This is a genomic window from Enterobacter sp. MGH 16 (assembly GCF_000493175.1).
Taxonomy (GTDB): Bacteria; Pseudomonadota; Gammaproteobacteria; order Enterobacterales; family Enterobacteriaceae; genus Enterobacter; species Enterobacter roggenkampii.
Genome location: NZ_KI535695.1, coordinates 1,847,033 through 1,864,484 on the forward strand (window position 1 = coordinate 1,847,033; position 17,452 = coordinate 1,864,484).

General features: G+C 55.0%; 22 protein-coding genes. 12 read left to right on the forward strand and 10 right to left on the reverse strand.

The window, feature by feature from the left end; translation table 11 throughout:
* The first annotated feature begins 8 nt into the window (after positions 1–8).
* The 5 genes from trpB (at position 9) to L362_RS23825 (ending at position 4,099) form a co-directional block, all read left to right on the forward strand.
* A complete protein-coding gene (gene trpB, locus L362_RS13995) occupies positions 9–1,202 on the forward strand; it encodes a tryptophan synthase subunit beta (RefSeq protein WP_008502804.1) in 1,194 nt (397 codons plus the stop codon).
* On the forward strand, positions 1,202–2,011 hold the full coding sequence (gene trpA / locus L362_RS13990; protein WP_023344339.1) for a tryptophan synthase subunit alpha: 810 nt from the start codon (positions 1,202–1,204) through the stop codon (positions 2,009–2,011). Before trpB ends, trpA begins: the two co-directional genes overlap by 1 nt.
* Before the next feature lie 181 nt (positions 2,012–2,192).
* Positions 2,193–3,404: a selenium metabolism membrane protein YedE/FdhT gene (gene yedE, locus L362_RS13985; protein ID WP_023344340.1), complete on the forward strand. Its 1,212-nt coding sequence runs from the start codon at positions 2,193–2,195 to the stop codon at positions 3,402–3,404.
* On the forward strand, positions 3,401–3,634 hold the full coding sequence (gene yedF, locus L362_RS13980) for a sulfurtransferase-like selenium metabolism protein YedF (RefSeq protein ID WP_003856774.1): 234 nt from the start codon (positions 3,401–3,403) through the stop codon (positions 3,632–3,634). Before yedE ends, yedF begins: the two co-directional genes overlap by 4 nt.
* Before the next feature lie 126 nt (positions 3,635–3,760).
* The gene (locus L362_RS23825; RefSeq protein ID WP_071787681.1) at positions 3,761–4,099 is read left to right on the forward strand and encodes a hypothetical protein; all 339 of its coding nucleotides are present in this window, start codon (positions 3,761–3,763) and stop codon (positions 4,097–4,099) included.
* 46 nt (positions 4,100–4,145) lie between these two features.
* Here L362_RS23825 and ompW read toward each other — a convergent pair whose 3' ends face one another.
* Entirely contained in the window at positions 4,146–4,778 is a 633-nt protein-coding gene (gene ompW, locus L362_RS13970) for an outer membrane protein OmpW (protein WP_008502800.1), read from the reverse strand.
* Positions 4,779–5,060: 282 nt separating this feature from the next.
* Here ompW and L362_RS13965 point away from each other — a divergent pair, with 282 nt between their 5' ends.
* The 4 genes from L362_RS13965 to yciA all read left to right on the forward strand — a co-directional run bounded on the left by L362_RS13965 (position 5,061) and on the right by yciA (position 7,330).
* Complete coding sequence (locus tag L362_RS13965; RefSeq protein ID WP_021240310.1) at positions 5,061–5,465, forward strand: YkgJ family cysteine cluster protein; 405 nt, start codon at positions 5,061–5,063, stop codon at positions 5,463–5,465.
* A gap of 25 nt (positions 5,466–5,490) precedes the next feature.
* Positions 5,491–6,234, forward strand: a complete 744-nt coding sequence (locus L362_RS13960; protein WP_023344342.1) for a YciC family protein — start codon at positions 5,491–5,493, stop codon at positions 6,232–6,234.
* Between the two features lie 56 nt (positions 6,235–6,290).
* On the forward strand, positions 6,291–6,830 hold the full coding sequence (locus tag L362_RS13955; RefSeq protein ID WP_008502797.1) for a septation protein A: 540 nt from the start codon (positions 6,291–6,293) through the stop codon (positions 6,828–6,830).
* A gap of 104 nt (positions 6,831–6,934) precedes the next feature.
* Positions 6,935–7,330: an acyl-CoA thioester hydrolase YciA gene (gene yciA, locus L362_RS13950; protein WP_008502796.1), complete on the forward strand. Its 396-nt coding sequence runs from the start codon at positions 6,935–6,937 to the stop codon at positions 7,328–7,330.
* 38 nt (positions 7,331–7,368) lie between these two features.
* On the opposite strand, the gene tonB is transcribed toward yciA, so the two are convergent.
* Complete coding sequence (gene tonB / locus L362_RS13945) at positions 7,369–8,091, reverse strand: TonB system transport protein TonB (RefSeq protein WP_032637768.1); 723 nt, start codon at positions 8,089–8,091, stop codon at positions 7,369–7,371.
* 220 nt (positions 8,092–8,311) lie between these two features.
* Between tonB and L362_RS13940 the strand changes: the two genes are divergently transcribed.
* Positions 8,312–8,608 carry a YciI family protein gene (locus L362_RS13940; RefSeq protein WP_008502794.1) on the forward strand — a complete coding sequence of 99 codons (297 nt, stop codon included), beginning with the start codon at positions 8,312–8,314 and terminating at the stop codon, positions 8,606–8,608.
* Positions 8,609–8,649: 41 nt separating this feature from the next.
* Here L362_RS13940 and L362_RS13935 read toward each other — a convergent pair whose 3' ends face one another.
* The 3 genes from L362_RS13935 to L362_RS24645 all read right to left on the reverse strand — a co-directional run bounded on the left by L362_RS13935 (position 8,650) and on the right by L362_RS24645 (position 10,617).
* A complete protein-coding gene (locus L362_RS13935) occupies positions 8,650–9,603 on the reverse strand; it encodes a bifunctional helix-turn-helix transcriptional regulator/GNAT family N-acetyltransferase (protein WP_023344344.1) in 954 nt (317 codons plus the stop codon).
* Positions 9,604–9,696: 93 nt separating this feature from the next.
* Positions 9,697–10,332, reverse strand: a complete 636-nt coding sequence (leuE, locus tag L362_RS13930; protein ID WP_008502792.1) for a leucine efflux protein LeuE — start codon at positions 10,330–10,332, stop codon at positions 9,697–9,699.
* Positions 10,333–10,443: 111 nt separating this feature from the next.
* Positions 10,444–10,617 (reverse strand): YciY family protein, encoded by a 174-nt coding sequence (locus tag L362_RS24645; RefSeq protein ID WP_021240326.1) that lies wholly within the window; start codon positions 10,615–10,617, stop codon positions 10,444–10,446.
* 144 nt (positions 10,618–10,761) lie between these two features.
* Between L362_RS24645 and cls the strand changes: the two genes are divergently transcribed.
* Positions 10,762–12,222, forward strand: coding sequence for a cardiolipin synthase (cls, locus tag L362_RS13925; protein WP_008502791.1), 1,461 nt, complete (start codon positions 10,762–10,764; stop codon positions 12,220–12,222).
* A gap of 33 nt (positions 12,223–12,255) precedes the next feature.
* Positions 12,256–12,585 (forward strand): HI1450 family dsDNA-mimic protein, encoded by a 330-nt coding sequence (locus L362_RS13920; RefSeq protein ID WP_023292232.1) that lies wholly within the window; start codon positions 12,256–12,258, stop codon positions 12,583–12,585.
* Between the two features lie 31 nt (positions 12,586–12,616).
* Here the strand turns inward: L362_RS13920 and L362_RS13915 are convergent, their stop codons facing one another.
* The 5 genes from L362_RS13915 to oppB are packed head-to-tail and all read right to left on the reverse strand — an operon-like array spanning position 12,617 to position 17,368.
* Entirely contained in the window at positions 12,617–13,486 is an 870-nt protein-coding gene (locus L362_RS13915; protein WP_023344345.1) for an ion transporter, read from the reverse strand.
* A 14-nt stretch (positions 13,487–13,500) separates the two neighbouring features.
* On the reverse strand, positions 13,501–14,505 hold the full coding sequence (gene oppF, locus L362_RS13910) for a murein tripeptide/oligopeptide ABC transporter ATP-binding protein OppF (protein ID WP_008502789.1): 1,005 nt from the start codon (positions 14,503–14,505) through the stop codon (positions 13,501–13,503).
* A complete protein-coding gene (locus tag L362_RS13905; RefSeq protein WP_023344346.1) occupies positions 14,502–15,515 on the reverse strand; it encodes an ABC transporter ATP-binding protein in 1,014 nt (337 codons plus the stop codon). The genes oppF and L362_RS13905 overlap by 4 nt, the downstream gene beginning before the upstream one ends.
* An 11-nt stretch (positions 15,516–15,526) precedes the next feature.
* A complete protein-coding gene (oppC, locus tag L362_RS13900; RefSeq protein ID WP_008502787.1) occupies positions 15,527–16,435 on the reverse strand; it encodes an oligopeptide ABC transporter permease OppC in 909 nt (302 codons plus the stop codon).
* Between the two features lie 12 nt (positions 16,436–16,447).
* Positions 16,448–17,368 (reverse strand): oligopeptide ABC transporter permease OppB, encoded by a 921-nt coding sequence (gene oppB / locus L362_RS13895; protein WP_008502786.1) that lies wholly within the window; start codon positions 17,366–17,368, stop codon positions 16,448–16,450.
* Between the last annotated feature and the right edge of the window lie 84 nt (positions 17,369–17,452).

The following is a 17,452-nucleotide window of genomic DNA, read 5'->3' on the forward strand; positions in this document are numbered from 1 at the left end:
AAGAGAAGATGACGACATTACTTAACCCGTATTTTGGTGAGTTCGGCGGGATGTACGTCCCGCAAATCCTGATGCCCGCGCTGCGCCAGCTGGAAGAAGCGTTTGTAAGCGCGCAGAAGGATCCGGCATTTCAGGCGGAATTTACCGACCTGCTGAAAAACTATGCAGGCCGCCCAACGGCCCTGACCAAATGCCGCAATCTGACGGAAGGCACGAAAACCACGCTGTATCTTAAGCGTGAAGACCTGCTGCACGGCGGCGCGCACAAGACTAACCAGGTGCTGGGCCAGGCGCTGCTTGCGAAGCGTATGGGCAAAACCGAAATCATCGCCGAAACCGGCGCAGGCCAGCACGGCGTGGCCTCGGCGCTCGCCAGCGCCCTGCTCGGCCTGAAATGCCGCATCTATATGGGGGCGAAAGACGTTGAGCGTCAGTCTCCAAACGTTTTCCGTATGCGTCTGATGGGTGCGGAAGTGATCCCGGTGCACAGCGGATCCGCGACGCTGAAGGATGCCTGTAACGAAGCGCTGCGCGACTGGTCTGGCAGCTACGAAACCGCGCACTATATGCTCGGTACCGCGGCGGGTCCGCACCCGTTCCCGACCATCGTGCGTGAATTCCAGCGCATGATCGGGGAAGAGACCAAAGCGCAGATCCTCGAAAAAGAGGGTCGTCTGCCGGATGCGGTCATCGCCTGCGTCGGCGGCGGATCTAACGCCATCGGTATGTTCGCAGACTTTATCGACGACACCCGCGTGGGTCTTATTGGCGTCGAGCCTGCGGGTCACGGCATTGAATCGGGTGAACACGGCGCGCCGCTGAAGCATGGCCGCGTGGGGATCTACTTCGGCATGAAATCCCCGATGATGCAGACCGATGAAGGCCAGATTGAAGAGTCTTACTCTATCTCCGCTGGCCTCGACTTCCCGTCCGTCGGACCGCAGCACGCCTATCTGAACAGCACCGGTCGTGCGGACTATGTCTCCATTACCGATGACGAAGCGCTGGAAGCGTTCAAAACGCTGTGCCGCAGCGAAGGGATCATCCCGGCGCTGGAATCTTCGCACGCTCTGGCCCATGCGCTGAAAATGATGAAAGACAATCCGGAAAAAGAGCAGCTGCTGGTGGTCAACCTTTCCGGACGCGGTGACAAAGATATCTTCACCGTTCACGATATTCTGAAAGCACGAGGGGAAATCTGATGGAACGCTACGATAACGTATTTGCAGAACTGAAATCCCGCCAGGAAGGCGCGTTCGTTCCCTTCGTCACCCTGGGCGATCCGGGCCCTGAACAGTCGCTGAAGATCATCGACACCCTGATTGAATCCGGTGCCGATGCGCTGGAGCTGGGGATCCCGTTCTCTGACCCGCTGGCGGATGGCCCGACTATCCAGAATGCGACGCTGCGCGCGTTTGCTTCGGGCGTGACGCCAACCCAGTGCTTCGAAATGCTGGCAGCGATCCGTCAGAAGCACCCCACTATCCCGATTGGCCTGCTGATGTACGCCAACCTCGTGTTCAACCGCGGTATCGATGAATTTTACGCCGAGTGCGCACGCGTGGGCGTCGACTCTGTTCTGGTCGCCGACGTGCCGGTCGAGGAGTCCGCGCCGTTCCGCCAGGCGGCGATGCGTCACAACGTCGCCCCGATTTTCATCTGCCCGCCGAACGCCGATGACACACTGCTGCGCCAGATAGCCTCTTACGGGCGCGGTTACACGTACCTGCTCTCCCGCGCAGGCGTGACCGGTGCCGAGAATAAAGCGGCCCTGCCGCTGCATCATCTGGTGGAAAAGCTGGCCGAGTACCATGCCGCTCCGCCGCTGCAGGGCTTCGGGATCTCTTCTCCGGATCAGGTCACCGCGGCGATTGACGCGAAGGCTGCAGGTGCCATTTCCGGCTCTGCGATAGTGAAGATCATTGAGAAGAACGTGGACAAGCCCGAGCAGATGCTGGCCGAGCTGAAGGCGTTTGTGACCGCCATGAAGGCGGCAACGCGTAAAGCCTGACCCCTCCACCGTCTGGCACCCTTGCCAGACGGTTACCCTTTCTTCCCCGCCTTCAACAAAGGATTACGTCAAAATTGATCCTATCGATATTTTCGGTGTGAATGGCTTTTCAAACTGTCGTGTGAGCGTATGATCTGGACTCTTTTTTATCTTTAATCCTTCTGAGTTCAGAGGCTTATTCATGTCATGGCAATCCGTCAAACAGGCTTACCTGGTTAAGTTCTGGTCACCCGTTCCGGCCGTTATCGCGGCAGGCATTCTCTCTACTTATTATTTTGGCATTACCGGCACCTTCTGGGCCGTGACCGGCGAGTTCACCCGCTGGGGTGGTCAATTGCTGCAACTCGCTGGCGTGCATGCCGAAGAGTGGGGTTACTTTAAACTCATTCATCTGGACGGCACCCCGCTTACCCGCATCGACGGGATGATGATTATCGGCATGTTCGGCGGCTGTTTCGCGGCCGCGCTGTGGGCAAATAACGTTAAGTTGCGTATGCCCAAAAGCCGGATCCGCATTTTGCAGGCGGTTGTCGGCGGCATGATTGCCGGTTTCGGCGCGCGTCTGGCGATGGGGTGTAACCTTGCCGCCTTCTTTACCGGGATCCCGCAGTTTTCGCTTCACGCCTGGTTCTTTGCCGTCGCCACGGCCATCGGCTCTTACTTTGGCGCAAAATTCACCCTGCTGCCGCTGTTTCGTATTCCAGTGAAAATGACAAAAGTCAGCGCAGCGTCTCCGTTAACCCAGAAGCCCTCTCAGGCCCGCCGCCGTTTCCGCCTCGGAATGCTGGTCTTTTTCGCCATGGTGGCATGGGCGCTTTGCACCGCCCTGAACCAGCCTAAGCTCGGTCTGGCGATGCTGTTCGGTGTGGGTTTTGGTCTGCTCATTGAACGCGCGCAGATCTGCTTTACCTCTGCGTTTCGCGATATGTGGATCACCGGGCGCACGATGATGGCGAAGGCGATTATCGCCGGGATGGCGGTCAGCGCCATAGGCATCTTCAGCTATGTCCAACTGGGCGTCGAACCGAAAATCATGTGGGCCGGTCCTAACGCGGTCATTGGCGGCTTGCTGTTCGGCTTCGGGATCGTGCTGGCTGGCGGGTGTGAAACCGGCTGGATGTATCGCGCCGTGGAAGGCCAGGTGCACTACTGGTGGGTGGGGCTGGGCAATGTGATTGGCTCGACGATCCTGGCGTACTGCTGGGATGACGTGTCTCCCGTCCTGGCCACCCGCTGGGACAAGGTCAACCTGCTGAATACCTTCGGGCCTCTCGGCGGCCTGCTCGTCACCTACGCCCTGCTGTTGGTCGCTTTTTTACTGGTCGTCGCACAGGAGAGACGTTTCTTCCGCCGTGCGGGCGTTAAAACAGAAACGCAGGAGAATGCAGCATGAAAGAGATCGTGCCTGATTATCGTCTGGATATGGTTGGCGAGCCCTGTCCATATCCGGCGGTGGCTACGCTTGAAGCGCTGCCGCAGCTTAAGAAAGGTGAAATTCTGGAGGTGGTCAGCGACTGCCCGCAGTCCATCAACAACATACCGCTGGATGCGAAAAACCACGGTTATACGGTGCTGGATATCCAGCAGGATGGCCCAACCATTCGCTATCTGATTCAAAAATGATCGCTAAGGGCCTCGTCAGGGGCCTTTATCGTATTGAATTATAAGACATCTTGATCCACGGCAAAAACGTTATTTATGACTTAAGTAAAATCTCATTTCCCTTTTGAAGGAGGTTTTCGCGGTTTGATGTATTTACGAGCTTTACTGGTCTTCGCCTTATTGATTCCCTTCCACGCGCTGTCCCTGAATTTCTCTTCTACTTTCCTGCGTCTTAATTGTCCGCAAAGAGGACTTGTCGAGGTTATTCTGCACGTTTATGACCATACTCAGGAACGGTGGCGCGGCCATTTTGAAACCGGTGCGGGGCATAAACGTGCGGGTGATACCGAAATGATCCCGTTTGCCAACGGCGATATTCTCTTCCATTCCTTGTCCAGCGACGCTTTCAGCTATTTATATGATGGGGAAACGATCCTGAGGCACTGCGTAAAGCTTGATGAGCGGCCGGTTTATCCGTCGTTTTGACGTGAGCAAAGCAAACTGGCCACCCTGTGGCCAGTTTGACGGGGGATCAGAAACGATAACCCGCAGAGAACATAAACACCCACGGATCCAGACGAGTGCTGATACTTTGCTGCTGGCCGCCCGCCTTGAAGCGTACGTCCGTATCAATATCCATATACCAGACCGAGGCGTTGATCAGCCAGTCGCGGTTAATCAGATAATCCAGGCCAACCTGCCCCGCCATGCCCCACGAATCTTTCAGGCTGAGATCTGTCAGACCCGCCTCTTTACCGGTATCGTTGAATTTCTCATCAAAGAAGGTGGTGTAGTTCACACCGGCGCCAATATAAGGACGCACCTTGCTGCTTGAGTCGCCGAAGTACCACTGCGCCATCAGCGTTGGCGGTAAATGGTGAACCGTGGCGATATCACCGGTTGGCCCTAGGCCCACGCGATGACGGAACGGCGTTGCGGCAAGAAGTTCAACGCCCACGTTATCCGTCGCCATATAGGTGAAGGTTAAACCTAACTGGGTGTTATTACTGACGTTAAAACCGCCCATTCCCAGCACGTTATCCGAACCTTCAGTTGGGCGAGCCGTAGCCGAACCGGCACGAATAAAGAATTCGCCTGCTTCATGCGCATACGCGCCGCCAGAGAGACTGCTTAATACAAGGGCTGCCACCGCTAATTTTTTCATATCCGCTCCATCGTTGTGGTTTTAATCGCGGATGAGAATATACTCACAAAAGAGTAATAAGTGATCTGCCACAGATCACATTAAAACCAGTAACTTAACATTCATTGATCTGGATTAATTTTTTGTTACGCACTCAAAACCAATAAGTTGTTTCCATGTCAATTTTTGGCATTTCACGGTTACAAAATTTTCCTTTTTCCCCCTCTTGCTCTTCCTCTGGCAGCTGGATAATTTATCGCTCTCACAAATTGATTTGATGCGTTCTTCTTTTGCAGGTGTGCCATGAGTGATATCAACCCGTGCATGACGTGCGGAGCCTGTTGTGCGTATTTTCGAGTCTCTTTCTATTGGGCCGAAGCCAGCGATGGCGGTGGTACCGTTCCGGTTCATCTTACCGAGCCGTTAACCCCCTTTTTGCGCTGCATGAGCGGCACGAACCAAAAGCAGGCCCGCTGTGTGGCGCTACAGGGTGAGCCTGGGGTCTCGACCCGATGTTCCATCTATGAGGATCGCCCCAGCCCGTGCCGGGAATTTGCCATGTCGGGGGAAGATGGCCAGGTCAACGAAGCCTGTAACCGCGCCCGCGCGCGGGTTGGATTACCGCCGCTTTACAAAGATATGCTTTTCCATACAAGCCTTGATGCTGCCACAGCAGGTGCATCCGGTGTACAATTGCCGGCTAATTAACACCTGCAATACTCAAGGAGAGTGCATGTCTATCACGGCGAAGTCTGTCTACCGTGACACGGGAAACTTTTTCCGCAATCAGTTCATTACCTTTTTACTGATCGCGTTGCTTTGCGCCTTTATCACGGTGGTGCTGGGCCATGCCTTCTCACCGAGTGAAGAACAGATTGCCAGCCTGAGCCAGGGCGACCATCTTGCGGGTAGCGTGGGGTTGTTTGAGCTGGTGCAAAACATGACGCCGGAGCAGCAGCAAATTCTGCTGCGCGCCTCTGCCGCTTCCACGTTCTCAGGCCTGATTGGTAATGCAATTCTGGCGGGCGGCGTTTTGCTGATGATTCAGCTGGTATCGGCGGGTCACCGCGTCAGCGCCTTACGGGCGATTGGTGCGAGTGCACCGGTCTTACCTAAGCTGTTTATCCTGATCTTTTTAACCACGATGCTGGTGCAAATGGGGATTATGCTGGTCGTGGTGCCGGGCGTTTTACTGGCTATCGTGCTCGCATTTGCGCCGGTGATGATTGTGCAGGATAAGATGGGAATTTTTACCGCGATGCGCAGCAGCATCAGACTGGCATGGGCTAATATGCGTCTGGTGGCGCCCGCCGTGATCGGCTGGCTGCTGGCCAAAACGCTGCTGTTATTGTTTGCACCGAATTTTGCGGTATTAACGCCTAACGTCGGCGCCGTGGTGGCGAATACGCTGAGCAATCTCATTTCAGCGGTACTGCTCGTCTATCTGTTCCGCCTGTATATGTTAATTCGTCAGTAATCCCGAGGCGGGGGGCATCTCTGTCTCCCTCCCCGCTCAGAAGATGGAATCACAGAATGAAGCAGTTTCTTGATTTTTTACCGCTCGCGGTGTTTTTCGCTGTCTATAAGTTGTACGACATTTTTGCTGCAACAAAAGCGTTAATCGTCGTGACCGCCGTTGTGCTGATCTACAGTTGGATTCGCTATCGCAAAGTCGAAAAAATGGCGCTTATCACGTTCGTTTTAGTAGCGGTGTTCGGTGGATTGACCATTGCCTTGCATGATGTTGAATTTATTAAGTGGAAGGTGACTGTTATTTATGCGTTGTTTGCAGCAGCGCTATTGTTCAGTCAATGGTTCATGAAAAAGCCCCTTATCCAGAGCATGTTAGGTAAAGAACTAACGCTGCCGCAGGTGGTCTGGTCGCGTCTGAATACCGCCTGGGCAATCTTCTTTATTCTTTGCGGTCTCGCTAACATCTATATTGCCTTCTGGCTGCCGCAGGATATCTGGGTCAACTTTAAGGTCTTTGGCCTGACCGCGCTGACGCTTATCTTCACGCTGTTAAGCGGCGTATACATCTATCGTCATATGCCGCAGGACGACAACCACTGATTACTGACTGACCAGAACGTCAACGACGGGCGTTCTGGTCTATTCTCTCCGCACGCGAATCATAGTAGCATCCCGCCTGAAGTCTTCCGTTACGAGTTAAAACAATGACAACAACTAACGCCCCTCAGGGCGAACTGGTTTTACGCACACTGGCAATGCCCGCTGACACCAATGCCAATGGCGATATTTTTGGCGGCTGGCTGATGTCGCAGATGGATATGGGCGGCGCAATTCTGGCAAAAGAGATTGCCCACGGGCGCGTGGTCACCGTGAGGGTGGACGGCATGACCTTCCTGCGCCCGGTTGCGGTGGGTGATGTGGTTTGCTGCTACGCGCGTTGCGTGAAGCGCGGTAATACCTCCATTTCCATCAACATCGAAGTCTGGGTGAAGAAAGTCTCTTCTGAGCCGATTGGGCAACGCTATAAGGCCACTGAAGCGTTGTTTATTTATGTCGCCGTGGACAGCGAGGGTAAACCTCGTCAGCTTCCGCAGGCCTGATCGACAGGCAAAAAAAAGCCTCCTTTCGGAGGCTTTTTTTATTCCATCTGCGCCCCGCCGTTCAGGCGGAAAACAATATTGACGATCAATCCGCTCCCCGGCTTGCCTGGTTCATAGCGCCATCTGCGCATGGCAGATTTCACTTCGCGCTCAAACATATTAGAAGGTTGCGCAGACAAGATTTCCACGTTATCCACGCGGCCATCCGCAGTGACGTCAAATTTCACCCGTACGCGCCCTTCAATACGCAAGGCCTGAGCTCGCGCCGGATACTGAGGCTGATTGCGGCTTACGGCGCGCGGGCCCGCTGGCGCGGTTACGGTTGGCTTTGACGTCGTTGCCGTATTGTTCATCACCGGACGTGAAGGCGCTGCATTTTCGACCGGCTGGGTCGCGCGCGGTTCAACCGGACGTACCTCGCGTTTCGGACGCTCCTCGACCTTCTTCACCGGCTTTGGCTTCGGCTTAGGTTTTGGCTTCGGTTCAGGTTTGTGGATCACCACCGGGGCTTCCTTCGGTGGCTCCGGAACGGGCTCGGGTTCTGGCTCCGGTTCAGCCACCGGCTGTGGCGGCGGAGGGGCAACCTGCGGCGGTTCAAGATCCGCTGGCGAGACCATCGTCACCGAGATCGGCTGCGCGGGCGCGGGCATTTCAATAACCTGATGAACCGAGGTATACAGCAGACCCGCCACAACGGCACCGTGAATCACGACAGAAAGCAGCGTCGGCCAGGGAAAGCGGCGAGGTAAATCAAGGGTCATCGAAGTCATAGTCATCAACGTTAAAAAACCGAACCCTGATTTTAAATGCAAATAGCAATCATATTCAATAAGACACTTTGCTCTGGCGCAATTTTAGCGCCCGAGAGGCCAAAAAAGGCGCATACAGATCAGGGTATTAACATTGTTTTTATTTTACATTGCAGTCGTTTGCCCTTTCACATAACGTAACTGACACTTTTACCGGTTAAGGAGCTTCGCCGTGTTTTACGTGATTTACTCTGAAGATGTTGCTGATTCGCTCGAAAAACGCCAGTCTGTGCGCCCTGCGCATCTGGCACGTTTGCAGTTGCTTCAGGATGAAGGCCGATTACTGACCGCTGGCCCCATGCCTGCAGTAGACAGCAACGATCCGGGTGCTGCCGGTTTCTCCGGCTCCACGGTCATTGCTGAGTTTGAATCCCAGGAAGCCGCTCAGGCCTGGGCTGACGCAGACCCGTACGTTGCAGCGGGCGTGTATGCAAAAGTGACGGTGAGACCGTATAAAAAAGTGTTCTGATACCAAAGCGGCTCCGAAAGGAGCCTTTTTTAGGATGGCGATTACGCGCCGCTGTGCCGGGTAAACTGCTGCTCTGTAATAAGGCTTCCCCACTGATCGCCTTCCCACTCTTTTACCAGCGTAAACCCATACGACTCGTACAGACGCCTGGCGGCGGTCAGCTTATTGAACGTCCAGAGGTGCACAGCTGAAAAACCGGCGCTGTCGCAAAACCGCATGGCTTCATTCAGCAGTTTTTTCCCCACGCCGTGCCCCCGGCAGCCATCATCAAGAATAAACCAGCGAAGATGGGCTTCACCCGGCGCCAGATCCTCGCCATCGATCGCCACCGAGCCGACAATTTTGTCGTTGAGCACTGCCAGCCAAATCTGGTTACAGGGCTTCTCCAGTCTTTCACTAAACTCAGCCAGCCCCGAAGCCACTTTGGCCTCGAAGAAGCGACCAAAATTATGCTCCCGCGAATAATAACTGCCATGCATCTCCGCGATACGGCCAATCATGCCCGGGATATACCCCTGCACTATCTTCAGCTCATCGGGCTGCATATCGTTGCCCACCTCCCGACACGCCAGCAGCGCGTTGGCATAAAGGGAGAGACCCTCAGAAATGGTCAGCTGCTGGGCAGGAGCAAGACGCTTTATTGCTGTGACCACGCGCTCATTGCTGAAGGAATTAATTTTGCTGACCGTCTCGTGACCTTTCGCGGTCAGCCTGAGGCTCTTTGCTCTCGCATCCTCGGTAGAAATGACCTCCTCGAGTTCGCCTGCGGCAATCAGGCGAGCCAGCATCCGGCTGACGCTGGACTTTTCCAGGCCCAGCAGCTGTACCAGCTGACTCGCCGTCATCTCTTTTCGTAGGGCAATTTCGACCAGAGTATGGACGGCCGAAGGCGAGTAATTCGTTGAGGCCAGGGTAGAACCCATAAAACCTAACTCTCGCACCATCAGGCGCGAGGAACGTCGAATAACACTGACTACCGGGGTTTCGCTGTGCATGTTATGTCCTCACCATTTAGTTGTACTATACAACTAAATGGTGAGGGATTGTCAAACAGAATGAAAAAGGCTCCCGCAGGAGCCTTTCATCAATCAGTGCAGCGACGCTAACCTCGCCGCAAACCCGACAAACAGCAGCCCTATCAGCCCGTTCCCCAGCTTTGCCAGTTTCTTTTTCGTTTTGAGATAGCGCGTGACAAATGCACCGGAGAAGATCAGGAAGCTCATGTACATGAAGCTTATCAACTCAAGCGTCGTCGCGAGGATAAGGAAAGAGGTACCGGTGTTCTGCGCATTCACGTCGATGAACTGAACAAAGAACGATACGTAGAACAGAATCGCTTTTGGATTCGTCAGGCTCAGCACCAGCGAACGTTTCATGATCGTGCTGGCAGGCTCGGTGCCGCTTTCCTGAGCGTGATTCTGGCGGGTAATGACCGACCAGAGCATTTTGCCGCCCAGCCACAGCAGGTAGAAGGCGCCGAGATAGCGCACGATATTAAACAGTACCGGCGTGGTCTGGATTAATGCCGCGACGCCCGCCCAGGCAAGAAACATCAGCACCGCATCGCCGATAAATACACCCGTGGCGGCAAGGTACCCTTTTTTAACGCCGTGTCCAATTCCAGTTTTAAGCACAAACAGGGTATTTGGCCCCGGTACCAGCACGATAAAAAACGCGCCAACAACATACGTCCAGAAATTCAGTACGCCAAACTCCGCAAACACTTCTTCTCCCTCCTTTTGCTGAACACAACAGAAATAGCGCTGCAACCACGCTACTCCCAAAAATCAGACCTCATAAAATCAGCGGGCACCATTACGGTGCCCTCATGGTACTCAGATATCCTGGACGGCGAACAGCAACGCGTTGCGGTGCCGGGTCATTCCACATTTTCTGATGGCGTGAATACGCATATTGCGGCGGGATTGTGCTTCCAGCCAACGAGCCTTGCGACGACTCACCTGTCGCAACATGCGCCAGCGCCCTACTTCTGTTCTACTGCGCTTCATGTCTACAACTCTTTCTCAAACAGAGACGCCATTATAAACCCAACCCGGCTGCAAACCAGCGCTTTTACCTGGCGTTTTTATTTGCCAGATGAATCCTGATGCGTACACTCATAACAATACGCTTTCAAAAGGATTTTTTTACCTATGACAACCTTCTACACCGTGGTGAGTTGGCTGGTCATTTTGGGATACTGGCTGTTAATCGCGGGTGTGACGTTACGCATCCTGATGAAGCGCAGAGCCGTACCCTCTGCCATGGCCTGGCTTCTGATCATCTATATCCTGCCGCTGGTAGGAATTATCGCCTATCTCTCTTTCGGTGAGCTTCATCTCGGTAAACGCCGCGCCGAGCGGGCCCGCGCCATGTGGCCCTCCACCGCGAAGTGGCTGAACGACCTTAAAGCCTGCAAGCATATCTTTGCCGAGGAGAACAGCAGCGTCGCCTCGTCACTGTTTAAGCTGTGCGAGCGCCGTCAGGGGATTGGCGGCGTTAAGGGTAATCAGCTCCAACTGCTAACCTCGTCCGACGACGTTATGCAGGCGTTAATCCGCGATATCCAGCTGGCGCGTCATAATATCGAGATGGTTTTCTATATCTGGCAGCCCGGCGGGATGGCTGACCAGGTCGCGGAATCCCTGATGGCCGCGGCGCGACGCGGCATTCACTGCCGTCTGATGCTTGACTCTGCGGGCAGCGTGGCATTTTTCCGCAGTCCCTGGGCAGGGATGATGCGCAATGCCGGTATCGAAGTGGTCGAGGCGCTGAAGGTTAACCTCCTGCGCGTGTTTCTGCGCCGGATGGACCTTCGTCAGCACCGTAAAATGATCATGATCGATAACTATATTGCCTACACCGGCAGCATGAACATGGTTGACCCGCGCTTCTTTAAACAGGACTCGGGCGTGGGCCAGTGGGTGGATTTGATGGCGCGCATGGAGGGGCCGATTGCCACCTCTATGGGCATCGTCTACTCCTGCGACTGGGAGATAGAGACCGGCAAACGCATCCTGCCGCCACCGCCGGACGGCAATATTATGCCGTTTGAAGAGGCCAGCGGTCACACTATTCATACCATTGCTTCCGGGCCGGGCTTCCCGGAGGATTTGATTCATCAGGCGCTGCTGACGGCGACCTACTCGGCGCGTGAATATCTGATCATGACGACGCCCTACTTTGTTCCCAGCGATGACCTCCTGCACGCGATCTGTACCGCGGCGCAGCGCGGCGTGGATGTGAGCATTATTTTGCCGCGCAAAAATGACTCCCTTCTGGTTGGCTGGGCCAGCCGGGCATTCTTTAGCGAACTGCTGGCCGCAGGGGTGAAGATCTACCAGTTCGAAGGCGGACTGCTCCATACCAAGAGCGTGCTTGTCGACGGCGAGTTAAGCCTGGTGGGAACGGTGAACCTGGATATGCGCAGCCTGTGGCTTAACTTTGAAATCACGCTGGTTATTGATGATGCCGGCTTTGGCGGCGATCTCGCGGCGGTGCAGGATGATTATATCTCCCGCTCCCGCCTGCTGGATGCCAGACTGTGGGTAAAACGTCCGCTGTGGCAGAGAATTGCCGAACGACTGTTTTACTTCTTTAGTCCGTTGCTGTAAAACGTGCCCAACGATGTTAAACAGGTAGTCATCATGGAAATGGATCTGAACAATCGCCTGACCGAAGACGAAACGCTCGAGCAGGCCTATGACATTTTTCTCGAACTGGCGGTTGATAACCTCGATCCCGCAGACGTGATCCTCTTTAATCTGCAGTTCGAAGAGCGCGGCGGTGCCGAACTGTTCGACCCTTCAGAAGACTGGGCTGAGCATGTGGATTTCGACCTGAACCCTGACTTCTTCGCCGAAGTAGTGATCGGGCTGGCCGATGAAGACGGTGGCGAAATTAATGATGTCTTCGCTCGCGTCCTGCTCTGCCGTGAGAAAGACCACAAGCTGTGCCATATTCTCTGGCGCGAATAATAAAAAAGGCTGCGATTGCAGCCTTTTTTATTTACTCCGGCAACGGATTTCCGCAGCGGTGACAATAACGCGCGTTGAGTTCATGTTCCCCCTGATGACATCGCGGACATTTGCGCTGCTGCTTGCGGCTCTGAAATGCGCTACTCATGTGCGTGGTAATCAGCCCGGTCGGAATGGCAATGACCGAATAGCCAATCAAAATCAGCACTGAGGCCACAATTCGCCCCAGCGGCGTATGGGGCGTGATATCCCCGTACCCCACGGTCGTTACGGTCACGATCGCCCAGTAGACGGACGCATTGAGCGTCGTAAAGCCATATTTCGGCCCCTCAATCAGATACATCAGTGCGCCAAAAACAATCATGACAATGGCAATAAACGAATAGAACAGAATAAGCTGATGACGGGCGCTGACGATTGCGCTCCAGAATATGCGCAGTGAGGGCATAAAGCGCAGTAATTTCAGAATACGTAATACGCGAATAACGCGCATCGCTCGCCAGGCAAAGACATAGCTCAGGCTGATTTCCGGCCACAGCCACATGACGTAGAGCGGCAGAATGGTGGCTAAATCGATAAATCCCCAGAAGCTGAAAACATATCGGGCCGGGTTAGGCCAGGCAATCACTCGGAGGAGATATTCAGCGGTAAACACCAGGGTAATCGCCAGCTCAAGCCAGACAAAGACATGCCATTCGTCAAACGTCAGGTGGTATTGCGTCCCGGCACCCGATTCAATAAAGATGATAACCACGCTGAGGAGCGCAAATAAACCACAAAGACCCTCGAAGCGCCGTCCGGATACCGTTTCAGGATCGAATAAAACATGATAAAGCCGCCGACGGGCTGACGTGAATAAACGCGACACAGTGACCTCGTAAAAAATAAGGGCTGACATCATGTCAGCCCTTGCGATTATAACGGGTCTACTTTCAGGCAGGAAACCGCATGTCGGAAACTGCCTTCCAGAACCGGCCGCGTTTTCGCACATTCCGGCCCGGCCATAGGGCAGCGCGTGCGGAAGACGCAGCCCGACGGCGGGTTAATCGGTGAAGGCAATTCCCCTTCCAGAAGCTGGATGGTCTTATTCTTTTCCAGATCGGGATCGGGGATCGGCACTGCCGACATCAGCGCTTTGGTGTAAGGGTGCAGCGGATTGTGGTACACCTCGTCATAGGTACCCAGCTCCACGGCGTGCCCCAGATACATTACCAGCACGCGGTCAGAGATGTGTTTCACCACGGCCAGGTCATGCGCGATGAAGATCAGCGACAGCCCCATTTCGCGCTGCAGCTTCTGCAGCAGGTTAACCACCTGCGCCTGAATGGAGACGTCGAGCGCGGAAACCGGCTCATCACAGATAATCAGCTTCGGTTCGAGGATCAGGGCGCGCGCAATACCAATACGCTGACACTGACCGCCAGAGAACTCGTGAGGGTAGCGGTTGATGAGGTTTGGCAACAGCCCAACTTTCAGCATCATCGCCTTAACGCGATCGCGCACTTCCTGGCGGGACATCTTCGGATGATAGGTCCGCAGCGGCTCGGCAATAATCTCACCGATGGTCATACGCGGGTTTAATGACGCCAGCGGATCCTGGAAAATCATCTGGATATCGCTGCGCACGTCGCGCCACTCGTCGGGCTTCATGCCCAGCAGATCTTTACCCAGCCAGGCCACTTTGCCGTCGGTGGCTTTTACCAGACCGATAATGGCGCGCGCAAAGGTCGATTTACCGCAGCCGGACTCGCCCACCACGCCCAGGGTTTCCCCTTCGTACAGACGCAGCGTGACGCCGTCCACCGCTTTCAGGGTCTTCGACGGCTGCCAGAACCACTGTTTGCCGTCCTTGATGTCGAAATGCACTTTAAGGTCAGCAATTTCGAGCAGGACATTGCGTTTTTCATCTAATGCGTTCATACCAGCTCCTCCTGCGGCTTAAAGCAGGCGCGCAGACGGCCTGGTGCAAACTCTTCCAGCGGCGGTGCGCTGTTGCAGATTTCCATCGCGTGCGGACAGCGCGGCTGGAACGGACAGCCTTTCGGCAGGCGCAGCAGGTTTGGCGGGTTGCCCGGAATGGTCAGCAGGGATTCTCCTTCCGCATCGAGACGCGGCACCGCGTTCAGCAGACCAATCGAGTAAGGATGGGCTGGCTGATAGAACACCTCACGCGCTTTGCCGTATTCCATGGTACGACCGGCATACATCACCAGCACTTTGTCACAGATGCCCGCCACCACGCCCAGGTCGTGGGTGATCATGATAATCGCCGTGTTGAACTCACGCTTCAGCTCGTTCAGGAGGGTCATGATTTGCGCCTGAACGGTAACGTCCAGCGCGGTGGTCGGTTCGTCGGCAATCAGCAGTTTTGGCCGACACAGCAGCGCCATCGCAATCATCACGCGCTGACGCATACCGCCGGAGAACTCGTGCGGGAACATACGCATGCGCTTGCGCGCTTCCGGCATTTTCACCGCATCGAGCATTTTGACCGACTCTTCAAAGGCTTCGGCTTTGCCCAGACCTTTGTGCAGCATCAGGACTTCCATCAGCTGCTCACCGACGCGCATGTACGGGTTCAGCGAGGTCATCGGATCCTGGAAAATCATCGAGATCTGCTCGGCGCGCAGCTTGTTCAGCTCTTGCTCCGGCAGGTTGAGGATTTCACGACCGTTGAATTTCGCGGAACCGCCAATCACACCGTTAGCGGCCAGCAGGCCCATTAACGCAAAGGCGGTCTGGGATTTACCGGAACCAGATTCCCCCACGATACCGAGCGTTTCACCCGCGCGCAGGTTGAAGTTAAGATCGTTCACGGCGGTCACATCCCCGTCCGGGGTCTTAAAGGTGACGCGAAGATCTTTTACGTCCAGCAGAAGGTCGCTCCGCTGCTGCGCCTGTGGCGCGGTTGCCGTTTCAATCATTGTCATGACGGCGCTCCTTAACGGTCTTTCGGGTCGAGGGCATCACGCAGGCCATCGCCGATAAAGTTAAAACAAAACAGGGTAACGACCAGGAAACCCGCCGGGTATAACAGCAGCCACGGTGATACTTCCATTGAGTTTGCACCGTCACTCAGCAGCGCGCCCCAGCTGCTCAGCGGCTCTTGCGTACCCAGACCGAGGAAGCTCAGGAAGGATTCAAACAGGATCATGCTTGGTACCAGCAGTGAGGCATAGACCACCACCACGCCCAGCACGTTAGGAACGATATGGCGAACCACGATATTCCCGGTAGAGACACCGCCGACCTGCGCGGCTTCGATAAACTCTTTGCGTTTGAGGCTCAGCGTCTGGCCGCGAACAATACGCGCCATATCCAGCCATGACACCATCCCGATGGCCACGAAGATCAACAGGATATTCTGACCAAAGAAGGTCACCAGCAGGATGACGAAGAACATAAACGGGAAGGAGTTCAGGATTTCCAGCAGACGCATCATCACCGAGTCCACTTTGCCGCCAAGGTAGCCGGACAGTGAGCCATAGAGCGTCCCGACGATCACCGCCACCAGCGCGGCAGCAATCCCGACCATCAGCGAGATACGCCCGCCGATAGCGACACGCACCAGCAGGTCACGTCCGGAGGAGTCCGTGCCAAAATAGTGGCCAGACTCCATATCCGGCGCGCTGGACATCATGCCCCAGTCGGTGTCGAAATAGGTAAATTGCGACAGCATCGGGGCCAGGGTCACAAACAGCGCGATGATCACCAGAACCACCAGACTCGCCACCGCCGCGCGGTTGTGCATAAAGCGACGACGCGCGTCCTGCCAGAGGCTACGACCTTCCACTTCCAGTTTTTCACTGAAGTTTTCCAGCGCCTCGCTGTTTTTCTTACTCAACATCATGGCGTGCTCCAGTTAGTAACGGATTTTCGGGTCGATGACGGCATACAGCACATCGACGATAGCGTTAAAGAGAATGGTCAGCGCACCGACGAGAATGGTCAGGCTCAGTACCAGCGAATAGTCGCGGTTAAGCGCGCCGTTCACAAACAGCTGGCCAATGCCCGGCAGGCCGTAAATGGTTTCGATAACCATCGAGCCGGTGATGATCCCGACGAATGCCGGTCCCATGTATGAGAGCACGGGCAACAGCGCCGGTTTGAGCGCGTGGCGGAAGATAATCCGACGCATCGGCAGCCCTTTCGCGCGCGCGGTACGAATGAAGTTCGAGTGCAGCACTTCGATCATTGAACCACGGGTGATACGCGCGATACTGGCGATGTACGCCAGGGATAATGCCACCATCGGCAAAATCATGAACTTTAATGCCCCGCCGTTCCAGCCGCCGCCAGGCAGCCACTTCAGCGTAATGGCAAATATCATCACCAGTAATGGCGCGACAACGAAGCTGGGTATGACTACCCCGGTCATTGCCACCCCCATTACGGCATAATCCCATTTGGTATTTTGTCTGAGCGCGGCGATGACGCCTGCGGTGACCCCGAAAACAATGGCCAGAATGAATGCCGCTGCACCCAATTTCGCCGAAACCGGGAAGCTGGACGCCACCAGATCGTTAACGGAATAGTCTTTATATTTAAATGACGGTCCAAAATCACCGTGGGCCAGCTGCTTCAGGTAATTGAAGTACTGGGTAGAGATAGGATCGTTTAAGTGGTATTTCGCTTCGATATTCGCCATCACTTCTGGCGGCAGCGTACGCTCACCGGTAAATGGACTTCCCGGCGCAAGGCGCATCATGAAGAAGGAAATCGTGATGAGAATAAATAGCGTTGGAATCGCTTCAAGACAGCGACGTAGGATAAATTTCAACATTGCCCGTACCTTCTGGCGTGTGCCTATATAATGTGACGTTGGTTAGACACCGTGGGGCGAGCACGCCCGCCCCACTCATTGCCA

Bases quoted from the DNA above. Each gene is read 5' to 3' on its own strand.
- trpB (WP_008502804.1), top strand. From the start codon at position 9: ATGACGACATTACTTAACCCGTATTTTGGTGAGTTCGGCGGGATGTAC.
- trpA (WP_023344339.1), top strand. From the start codon at position 1,202: ATGGAACGCTACGATAACGTATTTGCAGAACTGAAATCCCGCCAGGAA.
- yedE (WP_023344340.1), top strand. From the start codon at position 2,193: ATGTCATGGCAATCCGTCAAACAGGCTTACCTGGTTAAGTTCTGGTCA.
- yedF (WP_003856774.1), top strand. From the start codon at position 3,401: ATGAAAGAGATCGTGCCTGATTATCGTCTGGATATGGTTGGCGAGCCC.
- L362_RS23825 (WP_071787681.1), top strand. From the start codon at position 3,761: ATGTATTTACGAGCTTTACTGGTCTTCGCCTTATTGATTCCCTTCCAC.
- ompW (WP_008502800.1), bottom strand. From the start codon at position 4,778: ATGAAAAAATTAGCGGTGGCAGCCCTTGTATTAAGCAGTCTCTCTGGC.
- L362_RS13965 (WP_021240310.1), top strand. From the start codon at position 5,061: ATGAGTGATATCAACCCGTGCATGACGTGCGGAGCCTGTTGTGCGTAT.
- L362_RS13960 (WP_023344342.1), top strand. From the start codon at position 5,491: ATGTCTATCACGGCGAAGTCTGTCTACCGTGACACGGGAAACTTTTTC.
- L362_RS13955 (WP_008502797.1), top strand. From the start codon at position 6,291: ATGAAGCAGTTTCTTGATTTTTTACCGCTCGCGGTGTTTTTCGCTGTC.
- yciA (WP_008502796.1), top strand. From the start codon at position 6,935: ATGACAACAACTAACGCCCCTCAGGGCGAACTGGTTTTACGCACACTG.
- tonB (WP_032637768.1), bottom strand. From the start codon at position 8,091: ATGACCCTTGATTTACCTCGCCGCTTTCCCTGGCCGACGCTGCTTTCT.
- L362_RS13935 (WP_023344344.1), bottom strand. From the start codon at position 9,603: ATGCACAGCGAAACCCCGGTAGTCAGTGTTATTCGACGTTCCTCGCGC.
- L362_RS24645 (WP_021240326.1), bottom strand. From the start codon at position 10,617: ATGAAGCGCAGTAGAACAGAAGTAGGGCGCTGGCGCATGTTGCGACAG.
- cls (WP_008502791.1), top strand. From the start codon at position 10,762: ATGACAACCTTCTACACCGTGGTGAGTTGGCTGGTCATTTTGGGATAC.
- L362_RS13920 (WP_023292232.1), top strand. From the start codon at position 12,256: ATGGAAATGGATCTGAACAATCGCCTGACCGAAGACGAAACGCTCGAG.
- L362_RS13915 (WP_023344345.1), bottom strand. From the start codon at position 13,486: ATGATGTCAGCCCTTATTTTTTACGAGGTCACTGTGTCGCGTTTATTC.
- oppF (WP_008502789.1), bottom strand. From the start codon at position 14,505: ATGAACGCATTAGATGAAAAACGCAATGTCCTGCTCGAAATTGCTGAC.
- L362_RS13905 (WP_023344346.1), bottom strand. From the start codon at position 15,515: ATGACAATGATTGAAACGGCAACCGCGCCACAGGCGCAGCAGCGGAGC.
- oppC (WP_008502787.1), bottom strand. From the start codon at position 16,435: ATGATGTTGAGTAAGAAAAACAGCGAGGCGCTGGAAAACTTCAGTGAA.
- oppB (WP_008502786.1), bottom strand. From the start codon at position 17,368: ATGTTGAAATTTATCCTACGTCGCTGTCTTGAAGCGATTCCAACGCTA.